This window comes from Mesorhizobium prunaredense, assembly GCF_900156895.1.
GTDB lineage: Bacteria > Pseudomonadota > Alphaproteobacteria > Rhizobiales > Rhizobiaceae > Mesorhizobium > Mesorhizobium prunaredense.
Window position 1 is genome coordinate 1 of the sequence record NZ_FTPD01000056.1, and the last position, 20,582, is coordinate 20,582.

General features: G+C 63.2%; 21 protein-coding genes. 14 read left to right on the forward strand and 7 right to left on the reverse strand.

What is annotated here, in order from left to right; translation table 11 throughout:
- Window positions 1–17: 17 nt before the first annotated feature.
- From gmk to fabD, 7 genes are all read right to left on the reverse strand, one after another.
- Window positions 18–692, reverse strand: coding sequence for a guanylate kinase (gene gmk, locus BQ8794_RS27515; protein ID WP_167378860.1), 675 nt, complete (start codon window positions 690–692; stop codon window positions 18–20).
- A gap of 5 nt (window positions 693–697) precedes the next feature.
- Window positions 698–1,588 (reverse strand): YicC/YloC family endoribonuclease, encoded by an 891-nt coding sequence (locus BQ8794_RS27520; protein WP_077381754.1) that lies wholly within the window; start codon window positions 1,586–1,588, stop codon window positions 698–700.
- A gap of 179 nt (window positions 1,589–1,767) precedes the next feature.
- Window positions 1,768–3,006, reverse strand: a complete 1,239-nt coding sequence (gene mltG / locus BQ8794_RS27525) for an endolytic transglycosylase MltG (protein ID WP_077381755.1) — start codon at window positions 3,004–3,006, stop codon at window positions 1,768–1,770.
- Between the two features lie 102 nt (window positions 3,007–3,108).
- Window positions 3,109–4,371 carry a beta-ketoacyl-ACP synthase II gene (gene fabF, locus BQ8794_RS27530; protein ID WP_077381756.1) on the reverse strand — a complete coding sequence of 421 codons (1,263 nt, stop codon included), beginning with the start codon at window positions 4,369–4,371 and terminating at the stop codon, window positions 3,109–3,111.
- 34 nt (window positions 4,372–4,405) lie between these two features.
- Window positions 4,406–4,642, reverse strand: a complete 237-nt coding sequence (locus BQ8794_RS27535) for an acyl carrier protein (protein WP_006203723.1) — start codon at window positions 4,640–4,642, stop codon at window positions 4,406–4,408.
- Between the two features lie 189 nt (window positions 4,643–4,831).
- Window positions 4,832–5,569, reverse strand: a complete 738-nt coding sequence (gene fabG, locus BQ8794_RS27540) for a 3-oxoacyl-[acyl-carrier-protein] reductase (protein ID WP_023800706.1) — start codon at window positions 5,567–5,569, stop codon at window positions 4,832–4,834.
- A gap of 56 nt (window positions 5,570–5,625) precedes the next feature.
- On the reverse strand, window positions 5,626–6,567 hold the full coding sequence (fabD, locus tag BQ8794_RS27545) for an ACP S-malonyltransferase (protein WP_077381757.1): 942 nt from the start codon (window positions 6,565–6,567) through the stop codon (window positions 5,626–5,628).
- 267 nt (window positions 6,568–6,834) lie between these two features.
- Here fabD and BQ8794_RS27550 point away from each other — a divergent pair, with 267 nt between their 5' ends.
- The 14 genes from BQ8794_RS27550 to BQ8794_RS27615 all read left to right on the forward strand — a co-directional run bounded on the left by BQ8794_RS27550 (window position 6,835) and on the right by BQ8794_RS27615 (window position 20,574).
- A complete protein-coding gene (locus BQ8794_RS27550) occupies window positions 6,835–8,760 on the forward strand; it encodes an LTA synthase family protein (protein WP_077381758.1) in 1,926 nt (641 codons plus the stop codon).
- A 275-nt stretch (window positions 8,761–9,035) separates the two neighbouring features.
- The gene (rpsF, locus tag BQ8794_RS27555) at window positions 9,036–9,527 is read left to right on the forward strand and encodes a 30S ribosomal protein S6 (RefSeq protein WP_077381759.1); all 492 of its coding nucleotides are present in this window, start codon (window positions 9,036–9,038) and stop codon (window positions 9,525–9,527) included.
- Window positions 9,527–9,775, forward strand: coding sequence for a 30S ribosomal protein S18 (gene rpsR, locus BQ8794_RS27560; protein WP_006203718.1), 249 nt, complete (start codon window positions 9,527–9,529; stop codon window positions 9,773–9,775). The genes rpsF and rpsR overlap by 1 nt, the downstream gene beginning before the upstream one ends.
- A 267-nt stretch (window positions 9,776–10,042) precedes the next feature.
- On the forward strand, window positions 10,043–10,627 hold the full coding sequence (rplI, locus tag BQ8794_RS27565) for a 50S ribosomal protein L9 (protein ID WP_027152677.1): 585 nt from the start codon (window positions 10,043–10,045) through the stop codon (window positions 10,625–10,627).
- Between the two features lie 242 nt (window positions 10,628–10,869).
- Window positions 10,870–12,159 (forward strand): cyclopropane fatty acid synthase, encoded by a 1,290-nt coding sequence (locus tag BQ8794_RS27570; RefSeq protein WP_077381760.1) that lies wholly within the window; start codon window positions 10,870–10,872, stop codon window positions 12,157–12,159.
- Between the two features lie 84 nt (window positions 12,160–12,243).
- Window positions 12,244–12,567, forward strand: coding sequence for a YnfA family protein (locus BQ8794_RS27575; protein ID WP_077381761.1), 324 nt, complete (start codon window positions 12,244–12,246; stop codon window positions 12,565–12,567).
- 3 nt (window positions 12,568–12,570) lie between these two features.
- A complete protein-coding gene (locus BQ8794_RS27580) occupies window positions 12,571–13,533 on the forward strand; it encodes a small ribosomal subunit Rsm22 family protein (protein WP_077381762.1) in 963 nt (320 codons plus the stop codon).
- 242 nt (window positions 13,534–13,775) lie between these two features.
- A complete protein-coding gene (locus tag BQ8794_RS27585; RefSeq protein WP_023800713.1) occupies window positions 13,776–15,266 on the forward strand; it encodes a replicative DNA helicase in 1,491 nt (496 codons plus the stop codon).
- 2 nt (window positions 15,267–15,268) lie between these two features.
- The gene (locus BQ8794_RS27590; RefSeq protein WP_077381763.1) at window positions 15,269–15,781 is read left to right on the forward strand and encodes a hypothetical protein; all 513 of its coding nucleotides are present in this window, start codon (window positions 15,269–15,271) and stop codon (window positions 15,779–15,781) included.
- Between the two features lie 80 nt (window positions 15,782–15,861).
- Window positions 15,862–17,265, forward strand: coding sequence for a DNA repair protein RadA (gene radA / locus BQ8794_RS27595; protein WP_077381764.1), 1,404 nt, complete (start codon window positions 15,862–15,864; stop codon window positions 17,263–17,265).
- Between the two features lie 27 nt (window positions 17,266–17,292).
- Window positions 17,293–17,961 carry a CvpA family protein gene (locus BQ8794_RS27600; protein ID WP_077381765.1) on the forward strand — a complete coding sequence of 223 codons (669 nt, stop codon included), beginning with the start codon at window positions 17,293–17,295 and terminating at the stop codon, window positions 17,959–17,961.
- Between the two features lie 78 nt (window positions 17,962–18,039).
- Entirely contained in the window at window positions 18,040–19,509 is a 1,470-nt protein-coding gene (purF, locus tag BQ8794_RS27605) for an amidophosphoribosyltransferase (RefSeq protein ID WP_077381766.1), read from the forward strand.
- A 28-nt stretch (window positions 19,510–19,537) separates the two neighbouring features.
- Window positions 19,538–19,831: a hypothetical protein gene (locus tag BQ8794_RS27610; RefSeq protein ID WP_077381767.1), complete on the forward strand. Its 294-nt coding sequence runs from the start codon at window positions 19,538–19,540 to the stop codon at window positions 19,829–19,831.
- Window positions 19,828–20,574, forward strand: coding sequence for an SDR family NAD(P)-dependent oxidoreductase (locus tag BQ8794_RS27615; protein WP_077381768.1), 747 nt, complete (start codon window positions 19,828–19,830; stop codon window positions 20,572–20,574). Before BQ8794_RS27610 ends, BQ8794_RS27615 begins: the two co-directional genes overlap by 4 nt.
- Window positions 20,575–20,582 lie beyond the last annotated feature (8 nt).

Here is a 20,582-nt window from a genome sequence, read left to right on the forward strand (position 1 = left end):
CCTAAATTCATCCCGCTCTAGTCCGTCTTCTCGTCGAGCAACCCCGAGACGAAATCGAACAGCCCGGGCCGGCGATCGCGTCTGAGCCGCTCGGCGGTGACGATGCCGCGCACTTCGGCGAAGGCACGGTCGAGATCGTCGTTGATGATGACGAAATCATATTCCTTCCAGTGCTCGATCTCGTTGCGAGCGTTCTTCAGACGCGTCTCGATCACCGATTCCTGGTCCTCGGCGCGGCGCTTCAGCCGCGCCTTCAACTCTTTCATCGAGGGCGGCAGGATGAAGATCGAGACGATGTCGGCGCGCATCTTCTCCTTGAGCTGCTGGGCGCCCTGCCAGTCGATGTCGAACAACATGTCGCGGCCCTGTGCCAGCGCCAGTTCGGCCGGCTCACGCGGCGTGGCATAGCAATTGCCATGCACTTCGGCCCATTCAAGCAGTTCGTCCGAATCGCGCAGCCGCTCGAACTCACGCATGGTGCGGAAATGATAGTGGACGCCTTCGATCTCGCTGCCGCGGCGCGGCCGCGTGGTGACGGAGACCGACAGTTCGAGACTGGAATCGCTCTCCAGAAGATTGCGCGCGATCGTCGACTTGCCGGCGCCGGACGGCGACGACAGCACGAGCATCAAACCCCGGCGGCGAATGCGGGAACCCAAATCCCTGGCAACCATAGGCTCCTTGGCGACCATCAGGGTTACTCCAGATTCTGGACCTGTTCGCGAAACTGGTCGACGACCGCCTTCAGCTCCAGCCCTATGGCGGTGATCGCAGCGGCGTTCGACTTCGAACACAGCGTATTCGATTCGCGGTTGAATTCCTGCGCCAGAAAATCGAGCTTGCGGCCGATGGCGCCGCCGCCTGCCAGCAGCACCCGGCCGGATGCCACATGTGTCTTCAGCCGGTCGATCTCCTCGCGGATGTCGGCCTTGGTGGCCAGGAACGCCGCCTCCATATGCAACCGGCTGGCGTCGAGATTGGCGGACGCATCCATCAGCAGCCGCACCTGCTCGGTAATCCGTTCGCGGATCACCGCCGGCTCACGCGACGGATCGGCCTCGGCGCGCAGCGTCAGCGACTCGATAGCGTCGATATGACCGGACAGCAGCGAGCGCAGGGCGGCGCCCTCGCCGTGGCGTGCCTGCTCCAGCCCGGCCAGCGCCACTTCGAGCGCCGAGAGTATCGCGCTGTCGAGCGCCGCCCGCGCCTCTTCGGTTTCGGCGGTTTCGGGGATGTCGAGCACGCCGCGCAGCGAAAGCAGCCCGTCGGCTGTCGCAGGCGCTGCGCCGAACTGCTCCTGCAGCCGCTTGGCCAGCCCCGCCAAATCTCTCAGGAAGACCTCGTTGACCACGGGCTGCGCCTGCTGGCCGGCTGCGCGGCCGACGGTCAGCGTTGCCTGGAAATTGCCGCGCGTAAAGCGCTTTTGCACCGTCTGCCTGACGGCCGGCTCGAGCCGCTCGAGGCCTTGCGGCAGCCGCAGCCTGACCTCGACGCTCTTGCCGTTGACCGACTTGACCTCCCAGGCGATCGACGTGCCGTCATGTTCGGCGACGGCCCGTGCAAAACCGGTCATGCTCTGCAAATTCATGATGCCCTTGCTTCCCCCTGGCGCATGATCCCGGAAGCGGTTCCGGGCCAGAACGTGCGCGGCTTCAAAATCCGGAGCGCCTTTTCGCGTCGAATCGGACGCAGGGCGCTCCTGATCACAAAATCAGCACGTCCCTGCCGTCAGTCGAATCGGAGGGACGACTTCACAACCGTCCGGCGCTACTGCGCCGCCGCTCCGGCGTCGCCATCGCCGTCGTCAACCGGCGCATCGGTCTGACCTTCCACCTTGGCGGCGCCGGCCTTGGCAGCATCGGCCTTGGCGGCTTCATCGACCAGTTCCTTCTGCAGCGCCCGGTAGCGGGCGACGTTCTCGTTGTGCTCGGCAAGCGTCGCGGCAAAGACGTGACCGCCGGTGCCGTCGGCAACGAAATACAGGTCGTCGGTCTTCGACGGATTGGCGACGGCTTCCAGTGCCGCACGGCCAGGATTGGCGATCGGCGTCGGCGGCAAGCCGTTGATCAGATAAGTGTTGTAAGGCGTCGGCTTCTTGATGTCAGACTGATAGATCGGGCGGTCGGCGGGTTTGCCCTTGCCGCCGAACAGGCCGTAGATAATGGTCGGATCGGACTGCAGCCGCATGCCCTTGGCCAACCGGTTGAGGAAGACGGCCGCGACCCGCGAGCGTTCGTCGCCCTTGCCCGTCTCTTTCTCGACGATCGAAGCCAGGGTGACGAAGTCGTCGACACTGGCCAGAGGCAGATCGGGCGCGCGCCGCTGCCAGACTTCCTCGACCAGCTTCTTCTGGTCCGCCAAAAGCTTCTCGACCATCTGCTGGCGTGTCGCGCCGCGGGTAAAACGCAGCGTGTCGGTAGCAAGGCTGCCCTCGGGTGGAATCGTCGCAGGCATATCGCCGTCGAGCGCTGCCTGATCGGCGATGCGCTGCAGCGCCTGCTCGACCGTCAGCCCCTCGGGGACGGTCAGCGAATACATCACCGACTTGCCGCTCTTCAGCAACTCCATGATGTCGCGCATCGAGGCCTGCGGCTTGATCTCGTATTCGCCGGCCTTCAGAGCGGAATCATTGCCAAAAGCGCGCACGCCAAGCCGGAAGACGCGCGCGTCGCTGATCAGCCCGCGCCGCTCGAGCTGCTCTGCAATCTCCTGGACGCCGGTGTCCGGCTTGACCAGGAAGGTGTCGGCATTGGCGGAAGGGCCGGGCTCGTTGAATTCCTGCTTGCCGAAATACAATGCAAAGCCAGCCGCCAGAACCATCAGCATCACCAGGGAGATGACGAAGTTCATGAACACGACGAACTGGCTGCGCGAGGCGCGCGAGCGCTTGGGCGGCGGCGTGCCGGCTTCAGGCCGCAATGCCTCGCTGGCCGTTTTCGGCACGATCGGACCCGACGTTGCGGACCGCTGCCCGAATTGCCCGTTGTCCGCCGAATTTGTGCTCATGGCGCCCTACCGTTTGATCTTGCAACGAATCCCCTTGGGCACAGTAGGGGCGAATATGGCAAAATTGACGACACGCATAGACCGTGCCGGCCGGCGGACCGGTCAGCCATTGTAGCGCTGGAAGACCAGCGAGGCGTTGGTGCCGCCGAAGCCGAAGGAATTGGACAGCGCCACATCGATTTGGCGGGCGCGCGGCTTGTGCGGCACCAGGTCGATCGCCGTTTCGCGCTCCGGGTTGTCGAGATTGATGGTGGCCGGCGCGATGTTGTCGCGAATGGCGAGGATCGAAAAAATCGCCTCGGCGGCGCCCGCCGCGCCCAGAAGATGGCCTATCGACGATTTAGTCGACGACATCGATATTTTCGACGCGGCGTTGCCGACCAACCGCTCAACGGCTCCGAGCTCGATGGTGTCGGCCATGGTCGAGGTGCCGTGCGCGTTGATGTAGTCGACGTCTGCGGGCGTCAGCTTGGCCCGGTTTAGCGCCGCTACCATGCAGCGAAAGGCGCCGTCACCATCTTCGGCCGGCGCGGTGATGTGATAGGCATCGCCGGTCAGGCCGTAACCGGTGACCTCGGCATAGATCTTGGCGCCGCGCGCCCTGGCGTGTTCAAGCTCCTCAAGAATGACTACGCCGGCGCCCTCGCCCATGACGAAGCCGTCGCGGTCGCGATCATAGGGACGCGAGGCCGTTTCTGGAGCGTCGTTGCGGTCGGTGGACAGCGCACGGCAGGCAGCGAAACCGGCGACCGACAGCCGCGTCACTGGCGCTTCGGTGCCGCCCGCGACCATCACGTCGGCATCGCCCCACATGATCAACCGGGCGGCATCGCCGATGGCATGCGCGCCGGTGGAGCAAGCGGTGACGACGGCGTGGTTGGGGCCTTTCAGCCCATGCCGGATCGAAACCTGGCCGGAGACGAGATTGATGATCTGGCCGGGGATGAAGAACGGGCTGATGCGGCGCGGTCCGCGCTCCTTCAGGATCAACGCGTTCTCGGCGATGCCTTCGATGCCGCCGATGCCGGAGCCGATCAGCACGCCGGTGGCGCACTGCTCCTCATGCGTCTTCGGCGCCCACCCCGAATCCTTCAGCGCCTCGTCGGCGGCCGCGAGCCCGTAGAGGATGAAGTCGCCGATCTTGCGCAGTTCCTTCGGCTCGAGAACGGCCTCGGGATTGAAGGTGGCGTTCTCACCATTACCGCGCGGAATGACGTGGGCGACCTTGCAGGCAAGATCCTCCACCTCGAACTCGGTGATGCGCTTGGCTGCGCTGCGGCCGGTCAGGAGCTCCTTCCAGCCATGCTCGAAGCCTACGCCGAATGGCGAAAGCAGCCCAAGGCCCGTGACGACGACACGCCTCATCGCAGGTCCTCCTCGGTGATGACTGCAAATAGCGTCAGGCCGAAGCCTTGTCGATGTACTTCACCGCATCGCCGACAGTCAGGATGGTTTCGGCCGCATCGTCCGGGATCTCGACGCCGAATTCTTCTTCGAACGCCATGACGAGTTCGACCGTGTCGAGACTGTCCGCGCCCAGATCATCGATGAAGCTCGCCTGCTCCGTCACCTTGTCGGCATCGACGCCAAGGTGCTCGATAACGATCTTCTTGACGCGCTCTGCGGTGTCACTCATTTGGGCATCCTCGTCTTTTGTTTGTCTGTCTTCGTTAGCGGGCAGAATGCCGCTAATCAAGCTGAAAGATGGTCCTGTCGGAAACGCAACGGCACCGGACCGGTTTTTGCCCGAACCGCCGGGTTGCGGGCCGCATTACACGAAAATCGGCCGCGGTCCAAGGTGAAAAGGGGTGTTTTCCCGCAACCGTCAAATCATCGCCATGCCGCCATTGACGTGAATGGTCTGGCCGGTGACATAGGCGGCTTCGTTGGAAGCGAGGTAGGCGACGGCGGAGGCGACTTCGGCGCTGGTGCCCATGCGCCGTGTCGGAATCGCCGCCATGATCGCCTCTTTCTGCTTGTCGTTGAGCTTGTCGGTCATCGCCGATTCGATGAAGCCCGGGGCGACGCAGTTGACGGTGATGTTGCGCGTGGCGATCTCCTGCGCCAGCGACTTGGAAAAGCCGATCATGCCGGCCTTGGAGGCGCAGTAGTTGGTTTGGCCGGGATTGCCGGTGACGCCAACCACAGAGGTGATGTTGATGATGCGGCCATGCCGGCGCCGCATCATCGGATGGGTGAGTTCGCGGGTCAGCCGGAACACGGCGGTCAGATTGACCTCGAGCACCGAATCCCAGTCGGCGTCCGCCATGCGCACGAACAGCCCGTCCTTGGTGATGCCGGCATTGTTGACGAGAATGTCGACGCCTTCGAGATCGGCCTCGACCTTTTGGCCGAGCGCCTTGACCTCGTCGCGATTGGAAAGGTTCGCCGGGAACAACTTGACCCGGTCGCCGAGCTCGGCCGCCAGCGTTTCCAGCTTCTCGACGCGGGTGCCGTGCAGGCCGACGACAGCGCCCTGCGCATGCAGCACCCTGGCGATAGCCTCGCCGATGCCTCCCGATGCGCCTGTGACGAGAGCCTTGCGGCCGGTCAATTCGAACATGTCTTGTCTCCTGATCTAAGAGAACACCCTACACGGGTGGGGTCAAATCTCGGCGGTTATGCGAGCGCCGCCAGCGCTGCCTCGACATCGGCTGGCGTGCCGACCGCGCCGGTGGCGATGTCGCGGTTGATGCGCCGTGCCAGTCCCGACAGCACCTTGCCGGCGCCCACCTCGTACAGCGTCGCAATGCCGTTGGCGCCAAACCACTCCACCGTTTCGCGCCAGCGCACACGCCCCGTCACCTGTTCGACCAGGCGGCGGGCGATTGCATCGGGATCGCTGGACGGCGTGACCGACACGTTGGAGACCACGGGTACGAACGGCGGGTTCTTCGTCACGCCGGCCAGCGCCTCGCGCATGACCTCGGCCGCCGGTGCCATCAGCGCCGAATGGAAGGGCGCCGAGACCTGCAGCATCAGCACCCGCTTGGCGCCCTTTTCCGTGCACAGCTTCGCCGCCTGCTCGACGGCCGCCCTGGCGCCGGAGATCACCAGTTGGCCACCGCCATTGTCGTTGGCGATCTGGCAAATCGAATCTTTGGCCGCTTCAGCGCAGGCGGCTTCGACATCGGCCTGTTCCAGCCCGATGATCGCCGCCATGGCGCCCTCGCCGGCCGGCACAGCCGCCTGCATGGTATTGCCGCGGATACGCAAGAGCCGAGCGGCATCGGCGACCGAAACGAAACCGGCGGCGGCAAGTGCCGAATATTCGCCGAGCGAATGGCCGGCGACATAGGCGACCTTGTGCTTCAGCGAGAGACCGCGCGATTCCAGCGCCCGGATGGCGGCGAGCGACACAGCCATCAGCGCCGGCTGGGCATTGGCGGTCAGCGTCAGCCTCTCTTCCGGCCCTTCCCAGATCAGCTTCGACAGGTTTTCTCCAAGCGCGTCGTCGACCTCTTCGAAGATCTTCCGCGATTCCGGAAAGGCGTCGGCGAGGTCCTTGCCCATGCCGACAGCCTGGCTGCCCTGTCCCGGAAAGGTGAATGCGACGGCCATGCGTGCCTCCCAAGCGGCTGATTTTTTCTGCCTGTGACGCAAGGCGGGCGGGCAAGTCAAGTCCGCCATCGGCCGGACCCGGGCCGCTCCGGCTCGGTATCGCTGGCCGAGTACCTGTCCCAAAAGGCTTTTTTTCGATCACTCATGATGAAAATCGCTCACGATTCGTTTGCTGGCTCTTCTTATTTCAGCCACAGGCGCTAGCTTTTCGTGACATATCGATGACAGCTCAATGACACTTTTGTGTATGGTCGGGGGAATTGTAAGGTGGCAAGGACTAAGAAAGGCGTTGGCAAATCCGCGCCACAGTTTCTAGAAGGCGATCCGGCCACAGGCTATCTGCCGGGCCGGAAATGGCCTGTTATCCGCTATGGCCTCGTCAGCCTTCTCGCCGCCACCATCCTTGTTTTTGCCATCGAACTGATCGTGCGCGGCGACTTTGGCGGCACCGTCGGCTTCTTCTTGCAGCCCTTCAAGCCGGGCTGGACCACCATCATCATCTTCGCGCTGATCCTGATCGGCCTCGATGCCGTGCTCGGCCGCAGCCACCACAGCCTGATGATCGTCGCGCCGCTGACGCTGGCGCTGGCCTTTGTCGGCCACCAGAAATCGCTCTATCTCGGCGATCCGCTCTATCCGACCGATTTCCTCTATTCACGTCAGATCGTGGCGCTGATGCCGCTGCTGGTGCGCGAACGTCCGGGAACCGCCATCGCTCTGGCGGTCGGCATCGTCGGCAGCCTCTCGCTGCTCGTCTATGGCTGGCGGCTGTGGCGCCGCCGGGTACCGGCGCTCGGTCGCAAGGGGCGCCTGGCCCGGCTGACGCTGACCGTGCCGCTGCTCGCCTTCTTCGTCTCGATAATGGATTACGCCACCTTCTCGTGGACCCGCGACCGGCTGCAAATCATCCCGATCATGTGGGACCAGAAGGAAAATTACGCCTCCAACGGCTTCGCACTGGCCTTCGCCCTCAACGTGCCGATGGCCCATGTCGCCGCGCCTGCCGGCTACTCCGACAAGGCGATCGCGGCGATCGACAGGCCTGATGTGAAGGCATCGGTGCCGACCGAGAAGCCCGACATCATCATCGTCATGAGCGAATCCTTCTGGGATCCGACCGAACTGCCCGGCGTCACCATCACGCCCGATCCGATTCCCAATGTGCGGGCGCTGCGCTCCGGCCACGTGTTCTCGCCCGAATTCGGCGGCATGACCGCCAATGTCGAGTTCGAGGCGCTGACCGGCTTTTCCAACGCCTTCCTGCCGGCCGGCAGCATCCCCTACCAGCAATATGTCCGCGCGCCGGTGCCGTCGATGGCGACGTTCCTGAAGAGCCAGGGCTATGAGACGCGCGCCATCCATCCGGGCACAAGCTGGTTCTGGAACCGAACGCCGGTCTATGCTGATTTCGGCTTCGATGACTTCAAGTCCGAAGAAAACATGCCATATCTCGAAAAGCGCGGGCCGCTAACGTCGGACGCGGCGATGACCGACGAGATCATCCGCGAAGCCGACGCTACGGACGATCCGTTCTTCTACTTCGCCGTCAGCCTGCAAAACCACGGACCCTACGAACCGAATCGCTATTACAATCCGACCCACAAGGTGCAGGCTCCGACCAGCCAGTGGGCAAAGGATTCGCTGCTGAGCTTCACGGAAGGCGCATCCGACGCCGACAAGAGCCTCGAGCGCCTCATCGAATGGGCGAAGAACCGGCGGCGACCGACGGTCATCGCCTTCTTCGGCGACCATCTGCCGCCGCTCGGTCCGGTCTATGTCGAGACCGGCTTCCTCAAGGATAACGTCGCGCCACGCAAGGAGCCGTCCGACCAGATGCTGCTGCATCACCGAACACCGCTGATCGTATGGTCCAACCGCACCGGTCCGGTCGCGGATATGGGCACTGTCAGTCCAGCCTTTCTGCCCTACCATGTCCTGACCACGGCCGGGATCAGCCACCCCTATTACACCGGCTTCCTCGGCCAGATGCGCGAGCGCTACAGCGTCGTTGACCGCAATTTATTATTGACGCCGACGGGCGAGGACACGCCCGACTGGGCGCGCAAGAAGCAAATCGACCCGGCCATTCGCGATTTCCGTCTGCTGCAATACGACATGATGTTCGGCAAGCGCCGTGCAGCGCCCGATTTCTTCCCGGAAACGGTGAACAAGCGGGTCCCGCATACAAGCTGAAGATGCCGCGACATGTCGTACCCTTGTCTTGCAGCCAAATTCCTGTATAGACGCCAGCAATCTGCCGGTCCTTGCTGGGGGCTGAACGGAGGGCCGGAGGTTTTTCGAAAACCTTCGTGTGGAGCCAGAAGCGCTTCCGCCTCCCGTGTCTCCGCTCTCGACCGTCTCGTCATGCTCCTTTCTTCCCCGCCCCGCCACGGATCGCCGGGTCAGAGAAGTTGCAGAGGCTTTTGCCGCCGGGACCGGGAGAGAAACGAAGAAAGGCAAAGAACAATATGGCTCTTTACGAACATGTGTTTCTTGCCCGGCAGGACCTCTCGCAGCAGCAGGTCGATGCGCTTGTCGAACAGTACAAGGGCGTCATCTCCGCGAATGGCGGGTCCGTCGGCCGGGTCGAGAACTGGGGACTGAAGTCCCTCACCTACCGGGTCAACAAGAACCGGAAGGCATACTACACGCTGATGGACATCACCTGCCCGCCGGTAGCGCTCAACGAGATGGAGCGCCAGATGGGCCTGTCCGAGGATGTGCTGCGGTTCCTCACCATCAAGGTCGATGCGCACGAGGAAGGCCCGTCGGCGATGATGCAGAAGCGCGAAGAGCGCTCGGAACGTGGCGGCTTCGGCGACCGTGACCGTGGCCCGCGCTCGTTCGGCGACCGCGATCGCGGCGACCGTGGCGATCGCCCGCCGCGCAGCTTCGGTGGCGATGGTGCAGACCGTGGCCCGCGCCGTCCGCGCGAAGCTGTTGAAGGGGGTGCAGAATAATGGTCGACATCAACCAGATCCCGACCCGGCGCCCGTTTCATCGTCGCCGCAAGACCTGCCCGTTCTCCGGCGCCAACGCGCCCAAGATCGACTACAAGGACGTACGTCTTCTGCAGCGCTATATTTCCGAGCGCGGCAAGATCGTGCCGTCGCGCATCACCGCCGTCAGCCAGAAGAAGCAGCGCGAGCTCGCCAAGGCGATCAAGCGCGCCCGCTTCCTCGGCCTGCTGCCCTACGTGGTTCGCTAACACTGATTAGTTGACCATGATCTTATCCGAAAACCGGTTTCCACTTTTCGGGATCATGGTCTAGCCGGCGGACGGTTCGCCGCCCGTTTTTCCCACGGCGACGGGCGCCGCAGGGTTGCCATCAAATCCCGGGTTGAGGTGAAGGCCTCTAACTGCCGCGACAGGCAGGACAGCGACATCGGCGGCGACGCCCTCAGCTTCCTGACCTGTTTCAGACAATTCGGCGTCGATGCCAGTGATTTGGCGCCCAAACGAAGGAACAAAACCATGGAAGTCATTCTTCTCGAACGCGTTTCCCGCCTCGGCCAGATGGGCGATACCGTCAAGGTCAAGGATGGATTCGCACGCAACTTCCTGCTGCCGCAGGGCAAGGCGCTGCGCGCCAACGAAGCCAACAAGAAGAAATTCGAAGGCCAGCGCGCCCAGCTCGAAGCCCGCAACCTCGAGCGCAAGTCCGAGGCGATGCAGATTTCGGAGAAGCTGGACGGCAAGAGCTTCATCGCCGTGCGTTCGGCCGGCGAAACCGGCCAGCTCTACGGCTCGGTGTCGACCCGCGACATCGCCGAGTTGCTGACGGCGGAAGGTTTCTCGGTCAACCGCAACCAGATCCTGCTCAACCAGCCGATCAAGACCATCGGCCTGACCAATGTGGCGATCGCGCTGCATCCGGAAGTCGAGGTCACCATCACGCTCAACATCGCCCGCACGGCCGACGAAGCCGAGCGCCAGGCCAAGGGCGAGACGCTGACCACAGCCGAAGCCATCTATGGCGACGACATCAACGACAATGCGCGCCCGGACAACTTCTTCGATCCCAATGCCGAGTTCGAAGGCGGCGAAGACAACGGCTGATTGCACGTCACAAGGCGTCAGAGCGGCGCTTTAAAACGTTTCGTCGGCTTCCAGTCATTTCTGGACCAACGCCCGGGCCCCTCGCCCGGGCATTTTTGTGCCAAAAGGAACTTTTCGACCCCCTATATGTTGAGGCAGACTGCAGCGCCGCGCGTCCTTTGGACGCGCAAAGGACGCTGTAGATCTCGATTTTCGAGGTCATGCGCCGAGACAGCGTGTCTGACCGAGAGGGGACATTGGTCATGAATATTCTGCTGAAACGCATTCTCGACCGCCTGGTGCGCACCGGCAATCTAAAGGTCACCGGACCGAAAGGCCTCTCGGTGACTTTCGGTGACGGCAGCGGTGATCTTGTGCACATGCACATCAAGACCACGCATGCCGAGCGCGCCATCACCTTCGATCCGATGCTGGCGGTGCCGGAAGCCTATATGGACGGTGAGCTCGACATACTCGAGGGCGGCGTGCTGGGGGTGATGCGCATTGCCTTCCAGAACATGGATAGCGGCGGCATCGACGCCACCTGGTCGAAGGCGATAGAAGGCCTGCGTCACGCTTTCCGCCGGCTGCAGCAGATCAACACGGCGGCGCGCGCGCGCCGCAACGTGCAGCGCCACTATGATCTGTCAGGCGACCTCTACAGGCTCTTCCTCGACAAGGACATGCAGTATTCCTGCGCCTATTTCGAGCAGCCGGACATGACGCTCGACGAGGCGCAGGCAGCCAAGAAGCGCCATATTGCCGCCAAGCTCAGGCTGAAGGCCGGCCAGACGGTGCTCGACATCGGCTCCGGCTGGGGTGGGCTCGGTCTCTATCTCGCCAAGTCCTTCGACGTCGACGTGCAAGGTGTGACGTTGTCGACCGAGCAGCATGGCGTCGCCACCGACCGCGCCCATGCGCAAGGCCTGGAAAACCGCGCGCATTTCGAAGTGAGGGATTACCGCGAGCTCAACGAGCGCTTCGACCGCGTCGTCTCGGTCGGCATGTTCGAGCATGTCGGCGTCAACCACTACCGCACCTTCTTCGACAAATCGGCGACGCTCTTGAAGCCGGACGGCGTCATGCTGCTGCACACGATCGGCCGCTCCGGCGCGCCGTGGGCAACCAGCGCCTTCATCCGCAAATACATTTTCCCGGGCGGCTACGTCCCCTCGCTCTCGGAAGTGATGCCGGCGATCGAAAAGTCGGGCCTCATCGTCACCGACATCGAAGTCCTGCGGCTACATTATGCCGAGACGCTGAGGCATTGGAGCCAGCGCTTTGCCGCCAACCGCGACAAGGCCAAGGCGATCTATGACGAGCGTTTCTGCCGCATGTGGGAGTTCTATCTGGCAGCCTCGGAAGCCGCATTCCGCTGGCAGGATCTGGTGGTCTTCCAAATCCAGATCGCCAAGAAGAACGACACGCTGCCGATGTCTCGCGACTATATGGCCAAATGCGAGAAGGCGTTGCAGCTGCGCGACATGGGGCATCGCCCAAAAGCCCCTGCCGCCAAGCCCGCCCGGCGCCGCAAGGTGGCGGATATGGAATAGACCGCCGGCGATCACGCCATTGCCGCTTGCCATTGCCGGCCCACACGCTGAAAAAGGTCTCGCCGTCGCCGCGAGACTTTTTTCATGACCTATCTCATCTACATCGTTGCTGCCCTTGCCGAGATCGCCGGCTGCTTTTCGATCTGGGCGTGGTGGCGGCTGGAAAAGTCGCCGCTGTGGCTGGCGCCAGGCCTGGTCTCGCTCGCCTTGTTCGGCTTCCTGCTGGCGCTGGTAGACATCAGTGCTGCGGGCCGCACCTATGCCGCCTATGGCGGCATCTACATCGCCGCCTCGCTCGGATGGCTGTGGCTGGTGGAAGGCGTGCGCCCCGACCGCTGGGACCTTGCCGGTTCCGCGCTCTGCATCGTCGGCGCCTCGGTGATCCTGCTCGCACCTCGGGGTGCCTGAGCTATGGAACTGCCTATCCCGCTTCGACAGGGCGTCGAGCGCCTCCTCGAAAAAGTGCCGCTGCCGACGCTGAAGCAAGCGGCAAAAACGCTGTCGGACCGCTATCGCGCCGAACTGCGCGACGGCCGCCTGCATATGGCCGAGGAGATCGCGGTCAAGGCATATCTGGCGACGCGGCTGCCGGCGACCTATGCCGCCGTCCGTGCCAGTCTCGATGCGGTCAGCGAGGCAAGACCCGATCATGCACCCAAAACCCTGCTCGACGTCGGCGCCGGCCCTGGCACCGTGCTTTGGGCTGCGCTCGATCTCTGGCCCGACCTCGAGCAGGCGGTGCTGATCGAGGCGAGCGCCGCGGTGCGCCGGGTCGGCGCAGCGCTTGCCGCTGAGGCGATGACGGCCAGGGTCGCCTGGCTGGCCGGCGATGTCAGCCTCGATCTCGCCGATCTCAAGCCGGCCGAGCTGGTCACCTGCGCCTATCTGCTGGACGAGATCGGACCGGTGTCGCTGCCAAAACTCATCGACCGGCTCTGGCACCTGACCGACGACACGCTGCTGGTCGTCGAGCCGGGCACGCCGGCCGGATGGCAGCGCATCCTTGCCGTGCGCCGGCAGCTGATCGAGGCGGGCGCGCACGTGTTTGCGCCTTGCCCGCATAAGTCACCCTGCCCGCTGGCGCCGCCCGACTGGTGCCATTTTTCGCGCCGTGTCGCGCGTTCGCGCCTGCACCGGCTGGCCAAGGACGCCGACGTGCCATGGGAGGACGAGAAATTCATCTATGTCGCTGCCTCCCGCCAAGCTGTTGCCCCGCCGCAGGCGCGTGTGATCGCACCGCCGAAATCGGGCTCGGGCAAGGTCCTGCTGAAACTTTGCGAGAAGGACGGCAGCGCCGACGAGAAACTGTTCACCAAGCGCGACGGTGAACTGTTCAAGGCAGCGCGGCGGCTCGACTGGGGTGATTCCGCCTAGGGGCTTCGGCCCGCGTCAACTACACACTTGATTTTGTTCTTCATTTGTTCTAATTATCGCGCAGAATCACGACCTTACCGAGTCAACCGGAATCGGAGCACGGGAATTCCGTCCTGTGGACGGTTTATCGTTCCTGTGAACAGTGGGCATCAAAGCCGGTTGGACAGGTACTGTTGCAGATATGTCAGCACTGATTTTTCCCATTCTGATATCGAGGAGCCGGGATCGAAATCGGGGACATCATGGCAGAAGCAGCGCGAAAATTCGGCGTGGCGGAAACACCGCTCTATCGCGAGGCACCGAACAATATCGAGGCCGAGCAGGCGCTGCTCGGCGCCATCCTCGTCAACAACGACGCCTTCTACCGGGTCTCGGATTTCCTGAAATCCGGCCATTTTTACGAGCCGCTGCACAGAAAAATCTTTGAGGTCGCCGCCGAGCTCATCCGTATGGGCAAGATAGCGACACCGATCACGCTGAAGACCTTTTTGCCGGCCGACGAGAGGGTCGGCGACATGACGGTTGCGCAATATGTGGTACGGCTGGCCGTCGAGGCGGTCACCGTCGTCAACGCCGCCGACTACGGCCGCGCCATCTATGATCTCGCCACGCGACGCGCCCTGATCACCGTCGGCGAAGACATGGTCAACATCGCCTACGACGCGCCGGTCGACATGTCGCCATCCGAGCAGATCGAGGATGCCGAGCGGCGCCTGTTCGAACTGGCCGAGACCGGCCGCTACGATGGCGGCTTCGAGAGCTTCACCGACGCGGTCAAGACCGCCGTCGACATGGCCAACGCCGCCTATATGCGCGACGGCCATCTGTCGGGCGTCGCCACGGGCCTGCGCGATCTCGACCGCCGCATGGGCGGCCTGCAGCCGTCCGATCTGATCATCATCGCCGGCCGCCCCGGCATGGGCAAGACCTCGCTTGCTACCAACATGGCCTTCAACATCGCCGAAGCCTATGTGCCGGCGCAACAGGCCGACGGTTCGTTCAAGGCGGCAAATGGCGGCGTCGTCGGCTTCTTCTCGCTCGAAATGTCGTCGGAACAGCTCGCCACCCGCATCATTTCCGAACAGACCGAAATCCCGTCGTCGAAAATCCGCCGCGGCGAGATCAGCGAAATGGATTTCGAAAAGCTGGTAGCCTGTTCGCAGACCATGCAGAAGATCCCGCTGTTCATCGACCAGACCGGCGGTATCTCGATCGCCCAGCTGTCGGCGCGGGCGCGGCGGCTGAAGCGCCAGCGCGGCCTCGACGTCATCGTCATCGACTATATCCAGCTGATGCAAGGGTCGAGCGCCAAATCCTCGCAGAACCGCGTGCAGGAGATCACCGAGATCACCACCGGCCTGAAGGCGCTGGCCAAGGAGCTTGCCGTGCCGATCATTGCGCTGTCGCAGCTGTCGCGTCAGGTCGAAAGCCGCGACGACAAGCGCCCGCAGCTCTCGGATCTGCGCGAATCGGGTTCGATCGAGCAGGACGCCGACGTGGTGATGTTCGTCTACCGCGAGGAATATTACCTGAAGAACCGCGAGCCGAAGCCCGGCACCGACGAATACATCAAATGGGAACACGAGATGAACGAGATGCGCGGCAAGGCCGAGGTCATCGTCGCCAAGCAACGCCATGGACCGACCGGCTCGGTCAGCCTCGCCTTCCAGGGCGAGTTCACCCGCTTCTCCGACCTCGCCGAGGAGCATCATATTGCGGAGAGGTTTGAGTAGGCATGGGTAAGCGTTTCAGGTTTTCTGTCTGCCTGACTCTCGTGCTCGTCAGCGCGGCTGTCCTGCCTGACGTCGCTTCAGCTTGTTCCATGCCTGCAAACTGGACGCCACAACGAGCATTTGCTGAGGCGGCCCTGGTGTTCCGAGGCTTGGTGACAGCCACAGAGCTTAGTCCGACAAAGCTTGGAATTGTCCCAGCCGATGAGGGTGATGGTCGGATACTGGTTAACGTTCGCTACGAGACAATGGAGGTGTTCAAGGGCAACCCGGAACCGAATGGTGTGATCTCCACGACCACTCTGATCATGGGAGGATGCGGCGTACCTGTTCTGGCTGGGCAAAATTTCTTGTTTTACGTCGACGCGATTGATGAGGAGACGCGAAAAACGGAGCCTGAGTTTGCAGGCCAAACACAAGGCATGATCTCCATTTACGACACCCAGATGCTATCGCCCAATCCGCAGTTGCTCGATGAGTCGCTTGCCGAAGTACGCGCTCTCGCCAAGAAACACTGAATTGTATCCGCGCTCGCCAAATCCCGGCCGAAAATGCGGACGTTCTCGATCCGCCTCCCTTCTAAAGTATGCGAGATTTCATGGCTAAATCGCGCGTCCAGTTCATTTGCCAGAATTGCGGATCGGTGCATCAGCGCTGGGCCGGCAAATGTGATGCCTGCGGCGAGTGGAACACGCTGGTCGAGGAAGGCACGTCCGGCGGCATCGGGTCGGGGCCGGCCAATACCCGCAGTGCGCGCAAGGGCCGCGCCGTGGTGCTCACGACCTTGTCCGGCGACATCGAGGACGCGCCACGCATCGTCTCCGGCATCGGCGAACTCGACCGCGCCACCGGCGGCGGTTTCGTGCGCGGCTCGGCCCTTCTGGTCGGCGGCGATCCCGGCATCGGCAAGTCGACGCTGTTGACCCAGGCCGCCGCAGCACTGGCGTCCAAGGGCCACCGCATCGTCTACGTCTCGGGCGAAGAGGCGGTCGCCCAGATCAGGCTGCGCGCGCAGCGGCTCGGCGTCGCCGATACTCCGGTGGAGCTTGCCGCCGAAACCAACGTCGAGGACATCCTCGCCACCATCGCCGACGGCAAGCGGCCGGACCTGGTGATCCTCGATTCGATCCAGACCTTGTGGACCGACATGGCCGATTCGGCGCCCGGCACCGTCACCCAGGTGCGTGCCGCCGCCCAGGCGATGATCCGCTATGCCAAATCCACAGGCGCTGCGATCGTGCTCGTCGGCCACGTCACCAAGGAAGGCCAGATCGCCGGGCCGCGCGTCGTCGAGCATATGGTCGACGCGGTGCTCTATTTCGAGGGCGAAGGCGGCCACCACTACCGCATCCTGCGCACGGTCAAGAACCGCTTCGGACCGACCGACGAGATCGGCGTGTTCGAAATGTCTGATATGGGACTGCGCGAGGTCGCCAATCCATCCGAGCTTTTTCTCGGCGAACGCCATGCAAAAGCGCCGGGCGCCGCGGTTTTCGCCGGCATGGAAGGTACCAGGCCGGTGCTGGTCGAGATCCAGGCGCTGGTGGCGCCGTCGTCGCTGGGCACGCCGCGTCGCGCCGTCGTCGGCTGGGACGGCGCCCGGCTGTCGATGATCCTCGCCGTTCTCGAAGCCCATTGCGGAGTCCGCTTTGGCACGCATGACGTCTATCTCAACGTCGCCGGCGGCTACCGCATCTCGGAGCCGGCCGCCGACCTGGCGGTGGCGGCCGCACTGGTTTCCTCGCTCACCGGTCTTGCCCTTCCCGCCGATTGCGTCTATTTCGGCGAAATCAGCCTTTCGGGCGCCGTGAGGCCGGTTGCGCACGCGCAGCAGCGCCTGAAGGAAGCCGAAAAGCTGGGTTTTGGAAGCGCGGTTCTGCCTTTGGGCAGCGAGGAACTTGCCGGGGGGATAGGGGCCGGCGCTTTCCAGCCCACCGAGCTTGCCGATCTCGTGGCGCGCATAGCCGGCTCACGGCGCAGCCGCGCCGACGAGCAAGAATGACGCGGCTCATGAAGTGGGGCAAAAGACATGCCGATTACGCTGCTTGACGGAATTCTCGTCGGCTTCACCTTGGTCTCGGCGATGCTCGCCATGGTTCGCGGCTTTTCGCGCGAGGTCCTATCCGTCATCTCCTGGATAGCGGCAGCGGCGGCAGCGTTCTTTTTCTACCAACCGGTCCTGCCTTACGTTCAGCCCTATGTCGACAATGAGAAGATTGCCATGGTGGTGGCCGCCGGCATCGTCTTCATCGTCGCGCTGATCGTCGTCTCCATCATCACCATGAAGCTCGCCGATTGGATCATCGATTCCAGGGTCGGCGCGCTCGACCGCACACTTGGTTTCCTCTATGGCGCGGCGCGCGGCATCCTGGTCGTCGCGGTGGCCCTGCTGTTCTTCAACTGGCTGGCCGGCCCCAAGGCTCCGGGCTGGGTCGCCGATGCCAAGTCGCGGCCGCTGCTCGAATCGATCGGCGCCAAGCTCGAAAGCCTGCTGCCCGAGGATCCGGAAAACGCGATCCTCAACAGGCTCAATCCGAATCAGCCGGCACCCGAGACCGGCGCCGAGACACCTCCGGCAGCGGACGCACCCGCGGCGGACGCACCGGCAACCGGCGACGATGCTCCGGCGCCCGAAGGCAGCGAGACCGACGCGCCACCGGCCGACAATGCACCGGCCAATCCGGCGCCGGCAAACTGACGATCATGTGAAGGCCGCAAACTCTACGTTGCTCTCGAGCAGTCATCACACTATATAGCGACTTTAGCGGAGCTGAAGATGGCAGACGCAGACGACGTGCTTTCCGCCGAGGCTGACGATCATTTCCATGACGAATGCGGCGTGTTCGGTATTTTTGGCCGGCAGGACGCTGCGGCTATCGTCACGCTCGGCCTGCATGCGTTGCAGCACCGCGGCCAGGAAGCGGCCGGGATCGTTTCCTATGACGGCACCCAGTTCCATGTCGAACATCATGTCGGCCTGATCGGCGATACGTTCACCAAACAGCGCGTCATCGACAGCCTGCAAGGCAACCGCGCCATCGGCCACACGCGCTACGCCACCACCGGCGGCGCCGGCCAGCGCAACATCCAGCCATTTTTCGCCGAACTCGCCGATGGCGGCTTCGCCGTCGCCCACAACGGCAACCTCACCAATGCCATGACTGTGCAGCGCGCGTTGCAGAAACAAGGCGCGATCTTCTCGTCGACCTCCGACACCGAGACGCTGCTGCATCTGGTCGCCACCAGCAGGGAACGCGATCTCAACTCGCGCTTCATCGATGCGGTGCGCCAGGTCGAAGGCGCCTTCTCGCTGGTGGCGATGACTTCAAAGAAGATGATCGGCTGCCGCGATCCGCTCGGCATCCGGCCGCTGGTGCTCGGCGATCTCGACGGCGCCTGGATCCTGGCTTCCGAAACCTGCGCGCTCGACATCATCGGCGCGCGTTTCGTGCGCGACCTGAAGCCCGGCGAGATGGTGGTCGTCACTGCCAAGGGTATCGAGAGCCTGTTTCCGTTCGAGCCGCAGAAGACCCGCTTCTGCATCTTCGAGTATGTTTATTTCGCGCGTCCGGATTCGTCGGTCGAAGGCCGCAATGTCTACGAGGTGCGCAAGCGCATCGGCGCCGAGCTGGCGCTCGAAAGCCCAGTCGAGGCCGATATCGTCGTGCCGGTGCCGGACAGCGGCACTCCGGCGGCGATCGGCTTTTCGCAGGCTGCGGGCATCCCATTCGAGCTCGGCATCATCCGCAATCACTATGTCGGCCGCACCTTCATCCAGCCCGGCGATTCGATCCGCCACATGGGCGTCAAGCTCAAGCACAACGCCAACCGCCGCATGATCGAAGGCAAGCGCGTAGTGCTGGTCGACGATTCGATCGTGCGCGGCACCACCAGCCAAAAGATCGTGCAGATGGTGCGCGATGCCGGCGCCAAGGAAGTGCACATGCGCATCGCCTCGCCGCCGACGCGCGCTTCCTGCTTCTATGGCGTCGACACGCCGGAGAAGTCGAAGCTGCTGGCGTCGCGCATGTCGGTGGAAGAGATGGCCGAGTTCATCCGCGTCGATTCACTCGGTTTCCTGTCGATCGACGGGCTCTACCGCGCCGTCGGCGAGGTCGGCCGCGACAATGAGCAGCCGCAATTCTGCGACGCCTGCTTCACCGGGCAATATCCGACCCGACTTGCCGACTTCGAAGGCTCCGACAATGTGCGCACGCTGTCGCTCTTGGCAGCGGGCGGGGCGTAGAATTTCCAACTCCGGAGCGAGGTGAGACATGAGCACTCGAAGGGGCTTGTGGAAGAACCTCAGTGATTCACTCTCTTTTGCGAAATCCTTGCTCAAAGATCAGATAGATTCCGAGGTCGATATTGATACGCCTCTTGGTAGAGGGTTTCTTTTTTGCCAAGTGAGAGAGTCAAGGGAGACCCAAAACAGATACGTCGTCGTCAAAGCTATCGGCGGTGATTCAACAGTTTTTGTTCCTCTTGATGAGAATTCCGCCAAGCAGTTGATTTCTTTCCTTCAGCTGTCGTTCTTAGACCAGCAACCTAAGAATAATAACTCATGACCCCTGCCCTCGACCTTTCCGGCCGCGTCGCGGTCGTCACCGGCGCCTCGCGCGGCATCGGCTACTTCATCGCCTTGGAACTTGCCGCCGCTGGAGCGCACGTCATCGCGGTTGCCCGCACTGTCGGCGGACTGGAGGAACTCGACGACCAGATCAAGGCAACGGGCGGACAGGCGACGCTGGTGCCGCTCGACCTCGCTGACATGGCCGGCATCGACCGGCTGGGCGGCGCCATCCATGAGCGATGGGGCAAGCTCGACGTCCTGGTCGCCAATGCGGCGGTGCTCGGCGTCATCTCGCCGATCGGCCATGTCGAGGCCAAGACTTTCGAGAAAGTGATGACCATCAACGTTACCTCGACTTGGCGGCTGATCCGCTCGGTCGACCCGTTGCTCAGGATCTCGGACGCCGGCCGTGCCATCGTGCTTTCCTCCAATGCCGCCCATTCGGCGCGGGCCTTCTGGACGCCCTATGCGGCGTCGAAGGCGGCAGTCGAGACCATGATGCGTTCCTGGGCGCATGAGACGGAAAACCTGGCCCTCAGGGTCAATGCCGCCGATCCCGGCGCCACCCGCACCGCCATGCGTGCGCAGGCGGTGCCCGGCGAGGATCCGGAGACGCTGCCGCATCCTTCAGAGATCGCCAAACGCATCGTGCCGCTGGCCAGCCCTGCGCTTACGGAAACCGGGCTGATCTTTCAGGCCAAGCACAACCGCTTTGTTGCCTACCGGCAGCCGGAGTAGTAGACGCA

Bases quoted from the DNA above. Each gene is read 5' to 3' on its own strand.
- gmk (WP_167378860.1), bottom strand. From the start codon at position 692: ATGGTCGCCAAGGAGCCTATGGTTGCCAGGGATTTGGGTTCCCGCATT.
- BQ8794_RS27520 (WP_077381754.1), bottom strand. From the start codon at position 1,588: ATGAATTTGCAGAGCATGACCGGTTTTGCACGGGCCGTCGCCGAACAT.
- mltG (WP_077381755.1), bottom strand. From the start codon at position 3,006: ATGAGCACAAATTCGGCGGACAACGGGCAATTCGGGCAGCGGTCCGCA.
- fabF (WP_077381756.1), bottom strand. From the start codon at position 4,371: ATGAGGCGTGTCGTCGTCACGGGCCTTGGGCTGCTTTCGCCATTCGGC.
- BQ8794_RS27535 (WP_006203723.1), bottom strand. From the start codon at position 4,642: ATGAGTGACACCGCAGAGCGCGTCAAGAAGATCGTTATCGAGCACCTT.
- fabG (WP_023800706.1), bottom strand. From the start codon at position 5,569: ATGTTCGAATTGACCGGCCGCAAGGCTCTCGTCACAGGCGCATCGGGA.
- fabD (WP_077381757.1), bottom strand. From the start codon at position 6,567: ATGGCCGTCGCATTCACCTTTCCGGGACAGGGCAGCCAGGCTGTCGGC.
- rpsF (WP_077381759.1), top strand. From the start codon at position 9,036: ATGGCTCTTTACGAACATGTGTTTCTTGCCCGGCAGGACCTCTCGCAG.
- rpsR (WP_006203718.1), top strand. From the start codon at position 9,527: ATGGTCGACATCAACCAGATCCCGACCCGGCGCCCGTTTCATCGTCGC.
- rplI (WP_027152677.1), top strand. From the start codon at position 10,043: ATGGAAGTCATTCTTCTCGAACGCGTTTCCCGCCTCGGCCAGATGGGC.
- BQ8794_RS27570 (WP_077381760.1), top strand. From the start codon at position 10,870: ATGAATATTCTGCTGAAACGCATTCTCGACCGCCTGGTGCGCACCGGC.
- BQ8794_RS27575 (WP_077381761.1), top strand. From the start codon at position 12,244: ATGACCTATCTCATCTACATCGTTGCTGCCCTTGCCGAGATCGCCGGC.
- BQ8794_RS27580 (WP_077381762.1), top strand. From the start codon at position 12,571: ATGGAACTGCCTATCCCGCTTCGACAGGGCGTCGAGCGCCTCCTCGAA.
- BQ8794_RS27585 (WP_023800713.1), top strand. From the start codon at position 13,776: ATGGCAGAAGCAGCGCGAAAATTCGGCGTGGCGGAAACACCGCTCTAT.
- BQ8794_RS27590 (WP_077381763.1), top strand. From the start codon at position 15,269: ATGGGTAAGCGTTTCAGGTTTTCTGTCTGCCTGACTCTCGTGCTCGTC.
- radA (WP_077381764.1), top strand. From the start codon at position 15,862: ATGGCTAAATCGCGCGTCCAGTTCATTTGCCAGAATTGCGGATCGGTG.
- BQ8794_RS27600 (WP_077381765.1), top strand. From the start codon at position 17,293: ATGCCGATTACGCTGCTTGACGGAATTCTCGTCGGCTTCACCTTGGTC.
- purF (WP_077381766.1), top strand. From the start codon at position 18,040: ATGGCAGACGCAGACGACGTGCTTTCCGCCGAGGCTGACGATCATTTC.
- BQ8794_RS27610 (WP_077381767.1), top strand. From the start codon at position 19,538: ATGAGCACTCGAAGGGGCTTGTGGAAGAACCTCAGTGATTCACTCTCT.
- BQ8794_RS27615 (WP_077381768.1), top strand. From the start codon at position 19,828: ATGACCCCTGCCCTCGACCTTTCCGGCCGCGTCGCGGTCGTCACCGGC.